Genomic DNA, 12,961 nt, shown 5'->3' with positions numbered 1-12,961 from the left:
AAAGGATTAATAAAAAAACGCCCAACTAAAGAGCTGGGCGTTTGAGTCAGTATCTGTTTTGCAAGATGCGATTAATTGACGCGGCGCACTTGGATAATCATTCCCATTAACGGGTGATCTAAGAAGTGAGTTTCGCTACTGCGCATACGACGTTTTTGGTCCATACGGTAGCTCTTAAGAAACTCTTCCGTATGTACCGTTGGGGTGACTTCCGTCATTAAGCCAGCTTGCACTGTGTCTGTTGTAGCCGCACCATTTGTGCTGACTAAAGGTTGCTCATCCAGCTGCACGTCACGATCTTCTAGCACAACATCGCGAACACTTGGCTCTTTAAGATCAAGCTCAACGTCAGCGTATAGATAGTGTTCTACATAAATTTGTAGTTTTCCATCTAACTCATAAAGTGGACCAGAGATAGTTTGCTCATTAACACCATCAATCACCGACTCATTGCTTGAACCAACTGGTGAACCATCACGATTAAACTGCGCAGAATAATCTTTGCCTCCCGTGATGCGGAAGGTAGGAGCGGACAAACGCCCTTTATCGCCTTGACGCCAAGCCGTGTGCATTAATACTTGAAAGCCAGCATGATTACGTAGCTTTTGTGCTTCGTTATCCAATTGGTAGCTTGAACGAGGTAACATTTGTACGCCTTTGCGCGCACGATAGTTGCTATCGCCAAAGCTGCCGACTTTGTCCATGCTAATTTGTGGCAGAGTATCAGGCCAAGATTCGGTCACTTGCTCCGCGTCCACTGCACGTTTAAAAATGATCACTTCGATATCAAATTGTCGCGCCGCCCAACTTGGCATTGCAACAAAGAAGAGAAGCAGTGGGATCAGCTTTTTCATCACATCTCCATATACGGGGACTTTTCCCCGAAATTTCTAATTTTGTTTTGGTAATAAATTTTGCTGGAATTCTGCCAGCATGTCAGTAACAAACTGAATTCTTTGACGCCTATCGACTAATGGTAGCGTGAATTTGAACTTAGTCGGTCCTTCCATTGCAAATTTTTGAGGCTGAGACTGCAACAGTTTAACCAAGTACATCGGATTTATGTCAGCATCAGGATAGAACTCAATATATCCACCCTTATCGTGCGCCTCAATTTTCTTCACTTTAAGTTTAGCGGCTGAAAGTTTCAGTTCCGCAACAGAAAGTAAATTCTTGGTTGCATCGGGTAATAAACCAAAGCGGTCGATTAGCTCGACTTTCAAACCGTCTAATTCATCTTTGTCCGCGACGCTCGCGATTTGCTTGTACATTGACAAGCGAGTGTTTACGTCAGGGATGTAGTCATCAGGCAACAGCGCTGGAATACGCATCTCGACTTCGGTTTGCTCGCGCAGCAGATCATCGAGAGAAGGCTCTTTACCTTCTTTCAGTGCTTCGACGGCTTGCTCAAGCATCTCCATATAGAGTGTGAAACCCACCGATTGAATTTGACCGCTTTGCTCATCACCTAGTAACTCACCTGCACCACGGATTTCTAAGTCGTGGGTAGCAAGTGTAAAGCCTGCGCCCAAATCTTCAAGTGATGCAATGGCGTCTAAGCGTTTAATTGCATCTTTGGTCATCGCTTTTGGATGAGGAGTCAGTAAGTAGGCATAGGCTTGGTGATGCGAGCGTCCCACGCGACCACGTAACTGATGAAGTTGCGCAAGACCAAGGTGGTCTGCACGATCCATAATAATGGTATTCGCGGTTGGAACATCGATGCCAGTTTCAATGATGGTGGTACACACTAACAAATTGAATCGTTGGTGGTAAAAATCGTTCATCACCTTTTCGAGTTCACGTTCGCGCATTTGTCCATGCGCTACCGTTATGCGCGCCTCAGGAACCAGTTTTTCCAGATCCGCGGCGACTTTTTCAATGGTTTCAACTTGGTTGTGTAAGAAGTAAACCTGACCACCACGCATGATTTCGCGTAGAATTGCTTCGCGTACCACTGCATCTTCACGTTGGCGCACAAAGGTTTTAATCGCTAAACGACGTGCTGGTGGTGTCGCGATGATCGAGAGATCGCGCATGCCACTCATTGCCATATTGAGTGTTCTTGGAATGGGCGTTGCTGTAAGTGTTAGGATATCAACATCCGCACGCATCGCTTTCATTTTCTCTTTTTGACGTACGCCAAATCGGTGTTCTTCATCAACAATCAGCAAGCCAAGATCTTTGAACTGGATATCACTAGAAAGCAATTTATGTGTGCCAACTACTAGGTCAACTTTACCATCGGCAATATCTTGCAGAACTTGTTTTTGTTCTTTCGCGGTTTTAAAGCGTGATAACACTTCTACACGAATTGGTAGGTTGGCAAAGCGGTCGCGGAAGTTCTCGAAGTGCTGCTGGGCAAGCAGTGTTGTCGGTACTAACACTGCTACTTGCTTGCCGTTATCAGTTGCAACAAAGGCTGCACGCATCGCCACTTCAGTCTTACCAAAACCTACGTCGCCACACACGAGGCGATCCATCGCTTTGGCTTGGCACATATCGGACAATACCGCATTGATAGCCGTCGATTGGTCATCGGTTTCTTCAAACGGAAAGCCTGATTTAAAGGTCGCGTATTGCCCGCGGTCGAGTGCAAACTTGTAACCCGGTTTAAGTTCACGTTTGGCGTACACATCTAGCAATTCTGCTGCCACATCGCGTACTTTTTCTGCTGCCTTACGGCGTGCTTTCGCCCATGCCTCACCGCCGAGTTTATGCAGTGGCGCGCTCTCTTCTGCGCCACCTGAGTAGCGACTGATGAGGTTTAAAGAAGCAACGGGTACGTAAAGCTTGGCTTCATTTTGGTATTCAAGCGTGACGTATTCGGTTGTCATACCGCCGGCTTCGAGGGTTTGTAGCCCGAGGTAGCGACCGATACCATGGTCGATGTGCACCACTGGCTGCCCCGGTTTTAGTTCCGCCAGGTTACGGATAACCGCATCACTGTTGGTGGTTTTGCGATCTTTGCGGCGACGTTGAATAACGCGATCACCTAATAGATCACTTTCACAAATAAAAGCAATTTGCTCATCGCCATACAGGAAACCATGCTCCGCCGCGCCAAGCACCAGCGTGAATTTTTCTTTGTGGGCTAACGCGTCACAGAATGTTTCACACTCGATAGGACGAAGTTTGATCCGTTGAAGGAGCTCAAGGAGTGCTTCACGGCGACCTTCTGATTCTACCGAGAAGATCACCTTGCCATGGTAGGTTTCACTGAATTGACGCAATGCCGCCATTGGCTCTTTGTTCTGATGTTGAACTTTCAGTTCAGGCAGCGGCGAAATGTTTGGATTGAATCGACCTTGCTTTTCACTCACAGGCTCAATAGAGAGTGCAAGTTGCGGTAACAGCTTAAACTGGCTGAATAGTTCGTCTTTTTTAAGCCATAATTCGTCCGGTGGCAGCAATGGACGCAACGGATCTACTTTACGTTGGTCGTAGCGGTAGTCGACATCGGTTAAGAAGGTGTCAATCGCGGCTTCAATGTTACCGACCGTCAATAATTGCGTGTTATCGGCAATGTAGTCGAATAGGGTTTCAGTCTGTTCAAAGAACAGCGGTTGCCAGTATTCAATACCGGCAGGCCACGTGCCTTTGCTTACCTGCATATAGACTGATTCAGGCTCACGACGCGCTTCAAAGCGCTGGCGCCAACGAATGCGAAAATCTTCGATAGCCGCTTCACTGGTTGGGAACTCGTGAGCCGGTAGCAGGCGAATTTCACTCACATCGTCAATTGAGCGTTGGTTTTCAGGGTCGAAGGTGCGAATGGTATCAATTTCATCATCAAAGAAATCGATACGGAATGGATCGCGAGAGCCCATCGGGAAGAGATCAATGATCGAGCCACGGCTGGCGTATTCACCGGGACCAAAAACCTGATCTGCGTGACGATAGCCAGATTTTTCAAGCTGCATGCGCAGTTTATCGAGTGAATAGAGGTCGCCGGTTTTGACCATCAACGTATGCTGCATCAGGAATTCACGTGGTGATTGACGCTGCAATAGAGTGCTAATAGGGACTATCGTGATGCCTTCATTTTGTGTTGGCAACTGGTATAAGCGCGCAATTCGATCCGAGATGATTTCTTGATGCGGTGAAAAATTGTCGTATGGCAATGTTTCCCAATCAGGGAATAGGGTGACGGTTTGACTTGAGAATTGCTCAAGTTCTTGTTGCAATTTTAATGCAGTTTGAGGATCCGGTGTTGCAAGCAACGTGTGTCCTTGGTGCTGCTCAGCAAGTTCAGCAATGGCTAACGCTAATGCAGAGCCTGGTAGGTTGCCGACCTGCTTTTTGTCGCCAGCACCTTGCGGATTAACTAAATTGAGTAATGATGGTTTTGACATGTTTTTATTTATCGCGATTCAGAGAGCGCTGGCGCAGAAGTTTCTGTTGTTGATAAAGAGCTGCTTTGATGAGCAGATCTTGGTCCAAGTCGCGTAAGAGATCATATTTTACTGTAATGGTAAATTGCTCATCTTCAGCAGTACAGCTAAATACGGCGCCATAGCAGTATATTGCCGCTGCTGGGTGGTCAAGAAACAGTTTAGCACGTACCTTTGTCCCCACCTCTAGTGCTTGATTTGCATGGTAGCTAAACTGACTTGCACCAAATGTAATGGTTTGGTGGCGGTAACTTGGATCATCTTGCTGCGATAACATAAAGGTTAGCAGAAGATTGAGTTTGGCATTTTGAGTATCAAGTAGGGCAATGACATGCTTGAAATCATTTGATTTCAGCTCTGCGCGTGCGGCGTCGTTCAGTTGGTCGAGTGAGCTAAACTCACTTGCAACTAAAAAAGGAGCAGGAATTTCGTCTGCAAATTGGTCAAAAGTGGGATAAGCAAAATCGTCAGCCAAGGGTTCGACATTGACGGTCATATGGTGATGAACAGTAAAGTATTCTTGGTCGGACATGAACTTTTCCTTTTGTTGATGTTCTGATTATCGTCATACACAGCAACTAATCAAGGTATGTCATTGTTAATTACTAATTTTAACCGCGAAATAGCAATTTAGGGCTATCAGCTATCTGAATTAATCGTTACAGTATTCGCCATTATTAGGTTTTGGTTTATTTTATGTTTCATCCAGTGTCGACCTTTATCGGCTTGCGTTACCTTCGAGGGCGCTCCGGTGATAGGTTCAGCCGATTCGTCTCTTATATGTCGACTGCTGGCATCACTATTGGTGTGATGTCTCTGATCACTGTTCTCTCAGTGATGAATGGTTTCGAGGCGCAATTAAAAGGGCGCATATTAGGCGTGCTTCCTCAAGCGATAGTCTCTCAACATGATGGTAAAACACCACGTAGCGAACAAGCTCCTGAGTTTATCGAGGCGATGTCGACTGCCGCGCACCCAGAGCCGATCGTGCAAGGTGAGGCAGTGATTCAAAGCGCGAAACAGCTGAGTGCCGGTTTGCTGATTGGTATTAAACCGAGTGACCACGATCCAGTTGAAAACTATGTGATTGCAGGTCGTCTATCACAGCTAAAGTCTGGTGCTTATCAAGTCTTTGTTGGTAGCACCCTGGCTCGCTCGATGGATATCGGACCGGGTGACAAAGTGCGTTTGATGGTTACCAGTGCAAGCCAATTTACGCCGTTGGGTCGTATTCCTAGCCAGCGAATCTTTACCGTGGCAGGCATTTATAATACGGGTTCTGATGTTGATGGACAGTTAATGCTGACTCACATTGATGATGCAGCAAGATTGATGCGCTTTAATCAGCAAACCATGACTGGGTGGCGCTTATTTTTCAACGACCCATTTGTGGTCGGCGAGTTGAGTCAACAACCATTACCACAAGGGTGGAAATGGCAAGATTGGCGCGATCAACGTGGTGAGCTATTCCAAGCTGTACGTATGGAAAAGAACATGATGGGGCTCATGCTAGGTCTTATTGTGGGGGTTGCGGCGTTTAATATTATTTCAGCATTGATCATGGTGGTAATGGAGAAGCAAGCCGAAGTGGCAATCCTTAAAACACAAGGGATGACCGATCGACAAGTGATGAGCATTTTTATGGTGCAAGGTGCGAGCAGCGGCATTGTCGGTGCGCTGATCGGTGGTCTGCTTGGCGTACTTCTGGCGAACAACCTCAATAGCCTACTTGAGAGTGCGGGTATTGCATTGTTCTCGGTTGGTGGCTCATTGCCAGTGGTGATTAATCCGGTACAAATTTTAGTTGTCGTAACTTTGGCTGTGATGCTCAGCCTACTGGCAACTCTGTTTCCTTCTTATCGAGCATCGTCTGTAAAACCTGCTGAGGCGTTAAGATATGAGTGATCTTCTACAGTGTCGTGATGTGACCAAAACTTACCATGAGGGCGCGCTGGATACTCAAGTACTCAAAGGCGTCAGCTTTGAATTGAAGCGTGGTGAGCTTGCTTCGATAATTGGTACGTCAGGATCGGGAAAAAGTACGCTCTTGCATGTGCTGGGGGCACTAGATGATGCGACTTCTGGTCAAGTGACGTTTTTAGGGCAGGAGCTTTCCAAGCTGAGTTCTAATAAGCAAGCAAAATTGCGTAATCGTCACTTAGGTTTTGTTTACCAGTTTCACCATTTGCTGGCGGATTTTAGTGCACTAGAGAATGTTGCGATGCCGCTATTGATTGGCGGGATGAAGGTGAACGAAGCGAAACAGAAAGCGCAGGCACTATTAGATAAAGTGGGCTTATCACATCGTATAGATCATCGTCCTTCCGAGTTGTCCGGTGGTGAACGTCAACGTGTTGCGATAGCACGTGCCTTGGTCAACAGCCCTGATTTAGTGCTGGCAGATGAGCCAACGGGTAACCTCGACCACAAAACTGCACTGGCTATTTACGACTTGATGCGCGAGTTAAATCGAGAGTCGGGCACTGCATTTTTAGTGGTCACGCATGACGGCGAATTGGCTGCGAAAATGGATCGTCAATTGCACATGCAAGACGGGCTCTTGGTTAATGTGGAGGGAGCTTAGTGTTTTCTTCACTTTCGCTATTTATTGGCGGCAGATTTAGTCGCGCAAAACAGCGCAATAAGATGGTCTCTTTTATCTCATTATCTTCGACGATCGGTATTGCTGTCGGCGTTGCGGTGATCATTATTGGCTTGTCTGCAATGAATGGCTTTGAACGCGAGTTGAAAAACCGCGTTCTGTCGGTGATCGCACATGGTGAGTTTGAAGGCGTTCGAGGACCGATTGATACTTGGCAAGGGATGATTGAGCATGTTGAACAGCATCCGAAAATTGAAGCTGCCGCTCCGTATGTTAAATTGACCGCATTGGCTGAGCGAGGTCAGCAACTTAAAGCGATTGAAGTGAAAGGTGTTGATCCGACAAAAGAATCAGCCGTTTCAAATCTCGCTCAATTTATTGATGCTGACAGTTGGAAAAATTTCCGTGCTGGCGAAAAGCAAGTCATTTTAGGACAAGGTGTGGCTGATTTGCTTAAAGCTAAGCAAGGCGACTATATCACCTTGATGATTCCCTCGACCGGTAATACTAGCCAAGTTCAAACACCAAAACGCGTGCGTGTCCAAGTCGCAGGTTTACTGAAACTCAATGGGCAGATCGACCATAATTTAGCGCTAGTTCCTCTGCAAGATGCGCAGAGCTACGCCAAAATCGGCAATGGTGTGACTGGCGTTGCGGTCAAAGTGACCGACGTGCTCGATGCAAGAAATATCGTCAGAGAAGTGGGTAATACTCTTAACGAATATGTTTATCTGCGCAGTTGGCAACAGAAGTATGGTTTCTTATATCGAGATATCCAATTAGTTCGTACGATTATGTACCTTGTTATGGTGCTCGTTATCGGCGTTGCGAGTTTTAATATTGTTTCAACGCTAATGATGGCAGTAAAAGACCGCGCCGCAGAAATCGCGATTTTGCGCACCATGGGGGCAACGGATGGGTTAGTCAAACGCATCTTTGTCTGGCAAGGGGTATTTTCTGGAGTGCTAGGGAGTGTAGTGGGTAGCCTAATTGGCGTATTAGTTGCACTTAACTTGACCAGTTTAATCAAAGGACTAGAGACTTTAATTGATCATAAGTTTTTGTCTGGTGACATTTACTTTGTCGATTTCCTTCCCTCTCAGGTTATGTTCAGCGATGTGGCACTTGTATCCATAACCGCAATCGTCTTGAGTCTGTTAGCAACTTGGTATCCGGCTTCTCGAGCCAGTCAGCTAAACCCAGCAGCGGTACTTAGCGCTAAGTAATCTTGCCGCATAAGATGCAGAAAAACAAAAAAGGACCGGATGGTCCTTTTTTAATGCTTGTCGTTCAACGGGTTTTCTCTTTATTACGAGTGGCAGTTAAATTTAACTATCGCCATTGGCAGTTCAAAGCCTCGCCCTTTATTGTGAACGTCGTTTAGCGAGAGAAGCGACTGCGGCGTTTTTGCCAACTGCGAACAACTGAGTAGCGCCAAAGACCTTTAATACCGAAGTAGCCAAGCATGGCAGAAGTCACACCACAAATCATACAGCCTAACAAGAACGGAGGACCAATGGTGCTCATTTGGTGCAGGATAAAGTCCCAAGACAGTTCAAAGTGAAAAGGTTGGGGTGGGACATGCATTACCCAAGCGCCAATCTTATAGGCGAAGTAGAACAGCACTGGCATGGTAATAGGGTTGCTGACCCAAACAAGTGCGACAGATAGCGGCAGATTTACACCACACAGAATAGCCAGACCTGCAGACATGATCATTTGGCTTGGTAGTGGAACAAATGCCATAAACAAGCCAACTGCGAATGCCCCAGCTGCTGAACGTCGGTTCAGACACCATAGGTTTGGGTTATAAAGCACATTGCCAAAAACCTTTAGTGCCTTTTGACGCTTAATCACTTCGTGGTCAGGCATAAAGCGTTTTATGAATTTTCTTGGCATCGGGGATATGACTCTCTTTATTAATTATTGGACGTTGTCGTCGTTCGCAATACTCATCATAACCACTCCTTATTGGACGCGAATGCCAGAGTGGTTTTGGTCAGTTCCATGCCTTATTGGGCTCTTGCTTTGCTTTAAGTTTAGATGGCTTAGATGGGGATGCGGGGTGATGGCTGCGCTGTTTTTAGTTACAGTGAGCGTAAATCAACTCCACCACCAAATGAACACCCTGTTCAGTGCCGGTTCGGATTTTACCATAAATGCCGAAGTTGACAGTCTTTTTAAACCAATAAATCGTGGCTTTCAAGGGGTGGTGACGATTAAGCGTATTAATGGTAAGGAATTAGATTATTTTTCGCGCCCCAAGATCTATTTAAATGCCCCATTTGTATTGGAATTGGATGATCAAGTTACCGCTAGAATTAAACTAAAACCCATTATTGGCGTGTTGAATCAGGTTGGTTTTGATCGCGAAAAATACGCGATTAGCCAGCGAGTAATAGCAAGTGGAGTGATAAAAGCGAAAAGTGCCATTTTGGTACGCAGTTACGGTTCTATTCGCCAATCACTTTTTTCACGTGCTCTTTTGCTTACTCACTCTTATGCCAACCAAGGTCTATTGATTGCATTGGGTTTTGGTGAGCGTGCTTATCTATCGCCGCAAACGTGGCAGCAGTTGCAGCAAAGTGGGCTCAGTCATTTGGTGGCGATATCGGGTTTACATATTGGTGTCGCGTTTGGTTTTGCTTGGTGGGTGGCGTTCCAATTTTCTCGCGCAGGGGTGAATCAAGTCTGGCTACTACCTTTATGCGGCATGCTTCTCGCCGTAGGTTATGCTTGGTTAGCTGGATTTTCTATTACTACTCAGCGAGCTTTGATTCTGTTACTTATTTTACTGGTATTACGTACGCTACAAATACATACCAGCTATCGATTCAAGTGGCTGCTAATGGTTGCGGGGTTACTTCTTTATGACCCATTTGCCGTGTACTCTCACAGTTTCTATCTCTCTATTTTTGCCGTGGCCGTGGTATTTTTTATTATCTCTACCGCAAGCTCTGTTCAAGCGAAGTGGCGGCAAGTCATCATCTCACAAATTGCGCTTATTTTATTGATGAGCCCAATCATTGCCATCATGTTCAATGGTCTAAGCCTTGCCAGTATGGGGTATAACTTGCTGTTTGTGCCTTGGTTTAGTTTTTGGGTGATTCCGTTAATACTGGCAGCGGTATTGCTATTGCCATTTTCGGAGCTATTCCCTACGTTTAGCCAAGCGCTGTTTGAATTGGCGGACTTTAGTTTATTGCCAGTAATGAAGGCGGCCGAGTATAGCCATTTGGGCTGGTTGATTATATCCAGTCAAAGTGCCATTTTTTTGTTGTGCGCCGTGTGTTTGGTGTTGCTATACCGATTTTTACGCCCTCAAATGGTCGTCGTTGGGCTGATGACGCTTGTTATGATTGCGGCAATTCCTCGATATCGAGACGTTTGGCAAGTTAATATCCTCGATGTCGGGCATGGCTTGGCGGTGGTGATCAGTCGCGGTCAACGCGCGATACTTTATGATACCGGGGCAGGGTGGAAAGACGGGAGTTACGCCAAAAGTGTGGTCGTCCCTTTTCTTAATAGCCAAGGTTTACAACTCGATAGGATTGTCATCAGCCATTTTGATAGTGATCATGCTGGTGGTTTGCGCTCGCTGTTAAATCTTTATCCCGATGTAGAACTGATCACCAGTCAGCACTTTATCCATCCTCAATCCTCTTCGTCTCAATGTGTCAGCGGAAGAGTGTGGTCGTGGCAACAACTCAACTTCGAGGTGTTGTGGCCACCGCAGGTAGTCAAGCGGGCCTATAATCCCCATTCCTGTGTGGTTCGGGTCTCGGATCAAGTGAGCGGTCAGAGTTTGTTATTGACCGGAGATGTCGAGTCGATTGCTGAATGGACTTTAGTTAGGCAACCTGAATCACTGGCAAGCGATGTTGTTATTGTGCCGCACCATGGCAGTAAAAGCTCTTCACTTGCGCAGTTTGTATCAGCTGTTGATGCTGAGGTGGCTATTGCATCGACGGCCTATTTGGGGCGATGGAAGTTACCCAATAAAGAAGTCAAAACGCGCTACCAACAACATGGTAGTGAATGGTTGGATACTGGCAGTGCTGGTCAGGTCACTGTCGAATATTTAGGCGTAATCAGCGATCATGGAATCCGAGTTAGCACAATGCGCAGATTGAAAGGTCAGGCTTGGTATAGGCAGATGCTGCGTAAGCGAGTAGAATAGAAAGAATATTGTAAAAAAGAATAAAGCAATTCTATGTCTCTTAATCAAGATGAAACTACGTTGCAAACCTTTAAACGTTTGTGGGTTTACATTCGCGTATACAAATTAGGTTTGACGGCGGCAGTTATTGCGCTTGTTATTAACGCTATCGCTGACACTTACATGGTCTCTCTATTGAAGCCTCTTTTAGACGAAGGTTTTGGTAATGCAGAGTCCGATTTCCTAAAAATTCTTCCTTTCATCATCTTTGGCATGATGATTGTTCGTGGCTTGAGTGGTTTTGTCTCTACTTACTGTCTAAGTTGGGTCTCGGGTAATGTGGTAATGCAGATGCGTCGCAGTATCTTTACCCAATTCATGCACATGCCTGTGGCTTACTTCGATAAAGAGTCGACAGGCGGTTTGCTTTCTCGTATTACCTATGACTCAGAACAAGTTGCTGGCGCGACGAGTAAAGCGTTAGTCAGTATTGTTCGTGAAGGGGCGAGTATCATTGGTCTGCTAACGCTGATGTTCTGGAACAGTTGGGAACTCTCATTGGTTCTGATCGTCGTTGCTCCGATTGTCGCTTGGGCGATTGGTTTTGTTTCTAAGCGCTTTAGAAAAGTGTCAAAGAACATGCAAGATGCGATGGGGCATGTAACCTCTTCGGCAGAGCAGATGCTAAAAGGTCACAAAGTGGTATTAAGCTACGGTGGTCAAGATGTAGAACGCGTACGTTTTGAATCGGTAAGTAACCGCATGCGCCAACAGTCAATGAAGCTGGTCGCGGCTCAGGCTATTGCAAACCCAGTGATTCAACTTATTGCTTCTATTGCTCTTGTAACCGTGCTGTTCCTTGCTAGCGTAGACTCTATCCGTGACACATTGACTCCAGGTACTTTTACCGTGGTGTTCTCAGCGATGTTTGGTCTGATGCGTCCACTGAAAGCATTGACTAACGTGACTTCAGATTTTCAGCGCGGTATGGCAGCAAGCCAAACCTTGTTTGCGTTGATGGACCTAGAAACAGAGCAAGATAACGGTAAGTTTGAAACCAATAATATTCAAGGTGTTGTGGACGTAAAAGATGTTACGTTTACTTACCAAGGCAAAGAGAAACCAGCCCTGCGTAACGTCTCTTTTACCATTCCTCAAGGTAAAACTTTGGCTCTGGTTGGTCGTTCTGGTTCAGGTAAAAGTACCATTGCTAATTTGTTCAACCGCTTCTACGACGTAGATTCAGGGTCGATTAGCCTTGATGGTCACGATGTGCGTGATTACACCTTGGCAAATTTACGCAGTCATTTCGCGTTGGTATCGCAAAACGTGCATCTGTTTAACGATACGATTGCGAATAACATTGCCTACGCGGCGACTGAAAAATACAGCCGCGAGCAAATTGAGCATGCGGCTCGACTTGCTCATGCGATGGACTTCATTGATAAAATGCCAGATGGTTTAGACACTATGATTGGCGAAAATGGGGCAAGTTTGTCAGGCGGTCAACGTCAACGTATCGCGATTGCTCGTGCGCTATTGCGTGATGCGCCAGTGCTTATTCTCGATGAGGCGACTTCTGCGCTGGATACTGAATCTGAGAAAGCGATTCAAGCTGCACTAGATGAGCTGCAAAAAGACAAAACTGTGCTTGTGATTGCTCACCGCTTGTCGACGATTGAAAAAGCAGACCAAATTTTAGTGGTTGATGAAGGTGAGATTATTGAGCGTGGCACTCACCAAGAATTAATTACTATTGCAGATGGTGCTTATTCTCAATTGCATCGTATCCAATTTGGTGCTTAA

At 46.0% G+C, this 12,961-nt stretch carries 9 protein-coding genes; 5 read left to right on the top strand and 4 right to left on the bottom strand.

Features of this window, described 5'->3' with window-relative positions:
• Window positions 1-71: 71 nt before the first annotated feature.
• From GZN30_RS07400 to GZN30_RS07390, 3 genes are read right to left on the bottom strand one after another with little or no spacing between them, the layout of a single operon-like run.
• Window positions 72-854: a peptidoglycan binding protein CsiV gene (locus GZN30_RS07400; protein WP_075648639.1), complete on the bottom strand. Its 783-nt coding sequence runs from the start codon at window positions 852-854 to the stop codon at window positions 72-74.
• Window positions 855-890: 36 nt separating this feature from the next.
• Entirely contained in the window at window positions 891-4,355 is a 3,465-nt protein-coding gene (gene mfd / locus GZN30_RS07395) for a transcription-repair coupling factor (protein ID WP_075648638.1), read from the bottom strand.
• Between the two features lie 4 nt (window positions 4,356-4,359).
• Complete coding sequence (locus GZN30_RS07390; protein ID WP_075648637.1) at window positions 4,360-4,926, bottom strand: PilZ domain-containing protein; 567 nt, start codon at window positions 4,924-4,926, stop codon at window positions 4,360-4,362.
• A 164-nt stretch (window positions 4,927-5,090) separates the two neighbouring features.
• Between GZN30_RS07390 and lolC the strand changes: the two genes are divergently transcribed.
• From lolC to lolE, 3 genes are read left to right on the top strand one after another with little or no spacing between them, the layout of a single operon-like run.
• Window positions 5,091-6,299: a lipoprotein-releasing ABC transporter permease subunit LolC gene (lolC, locus tag GZN30_RS07385; RefSeq protein WP_075648636.1), complete on the top strand. Its 1,209-nt coding sequence runs from the start codon at window positions 5,091-5,093 to the stop codon at window positions 6,297-6,299.
• Complete coding sequence (gene lolD / locus GZN30_RS07380; protein WP_075648635.1) at window positions 6,292-6,978, top strand: lipoprotein-releasing ABC transporter ATP-binding protein LolD; 687 nt, start codon at window positions 6,292-6,294, stop codon at window positions 6,976-6,978. The genes lolC and lolD overlap by 8 nt, the downstream gene beginning before the upstream one ends.
• Window positions 6,978-8,222 (top strand): lipoprotein-releasing ABC transporter permease subunit LolE, encoded by a 1,245-nt coding sequence (lolE, locus tag GZN30_RS07375; protein WP_075648634.1) that lies wholly within the window; start codon window positions 6,978-6,980, stop codon window positions 8,220-8,222. The genes lolD and lolE overlap by 1 nt, the downstream gene beginning before the upstream one ends.
• Window positions 8,223-8,376: 154 nt before the next feature.
• On the opposite strand, the gene GZN30_RS07370 is transcribed toward lolE, so the two are convergent.
• Complete coding sequence (locus GZN30_RS07370; RefSeq protein ID WP_075648633.1) at window positions 8,377-8,895, bottom strand: DUF2062 domain-containing protein; 519 nt, start codon at window positions 8,893-8,895, stop codon at window positions 8,377-8,379.
• On the opposite strand from GZN30_RS07370, the gene GZN30_RS07365 reads away from it, so the two are divergent.
• Window positions 8,879-11,176, top strand: coding sequence for a DNA internalization-related competence protein ComEC/Rec2 (locus GZN30_RS07365; protein ID WP_083627143.1), 2,298 nt, complete (start codon window positions 8,879-8,881; stop codon window positions 11,174-11,176). The two genes, GZN30_RS07370 and GZN30_RS07365, sit on opposite strands and share 17 nt — an antisense overlap.
• Window positions 11,177-11,209: 33 nt before the next feature.
• Window positions 11,210-12,961 carry a lipid A ABC transporter ATP-binding protein/permease MsbA gene (gene msbA / locus GZN30_RS07360; RefSeq protein WP_075648632.1) on the top strand — a complete coding sequence of 584 codons (1,752 nt, stop codon included), beginning with the start codon at window positions 11,210-11,212 and terminating at the stop codon, window positions 12,959-12,961.

Source organism: Vibrio ponticus (assembly GCF_009938225.1).
GTDB lineage: Bacteria > Pseudomonadota > Gammaproteobacteria > Enterobacterales > Vibrionaceae > Vibrio > Vibrio ponticus.
The sequence above is the reverse complement of the archived record's forward strand: the minus strand, read 5'-3'. Positions and strand labels throughout refer to the sequence as shown.

What these genes read in the sequence shown, in the direction of transcription:
- GZN30_RS07400 (WP_075648639.1), bottom strand. Translation starts at nt 854, where the DNA reads ATGAAAAAGCTGATCCCACTGCTTCTCTTCTTTGTTGCAATGCCAAGT.
- mfd (WP_075648638.1), bottom strand. Translation starts at nt 4,355, where the DNA reads ATGTCAAAACCATCATTACTCAATTTAGTTAATCCGCAAGGTGCTGGC.
- GZN30_RS07390 (WP_075648637.1), bottom strand. Translation starts at nt 4,926, where the DNA reads ATGTCCGACCAAGAATACTTTACTGTTCATCACCATATGACCGTCAAT.
- lolC (WP_075648636.1), top strand. Translation starts at nt 5,091, where the DNA reads ATGTTTCATCCAGTGTCGACCTTTATCGGCTTGCGTTACCTTCGAGGG.
- lolD (WP_075648635.1), top strand. Translation starts at nt 6,292, where the DNA reads ATGAGTGATCTTCTACAGTGTCGTGATGTGACCAAAACTTACCATGAG.
- GZN30_RS07365 (WP_083627143.1), top strand. Translation starts at nt 8,879, where the DNA reads ATGAATTTTCTTGGCATCGGGGATATGACTCTCTTTATTAATTATTGG.
- GZN30_RS07370 (WP_075648633.1), bottom strand. Translation starts at nt 8,895, where the DNA reads ATGCCAAGAAAATTCATAAAACGCTTTATGCCTGACCACGAAGTGATT.
- msbA (WP_075648632.1), top strand. Translation starts at nt 11,210, where the DNA reads ATGTCTCTTAATCAAGATGAAACTACGTTGCAAACCTTTAAACGTTTG.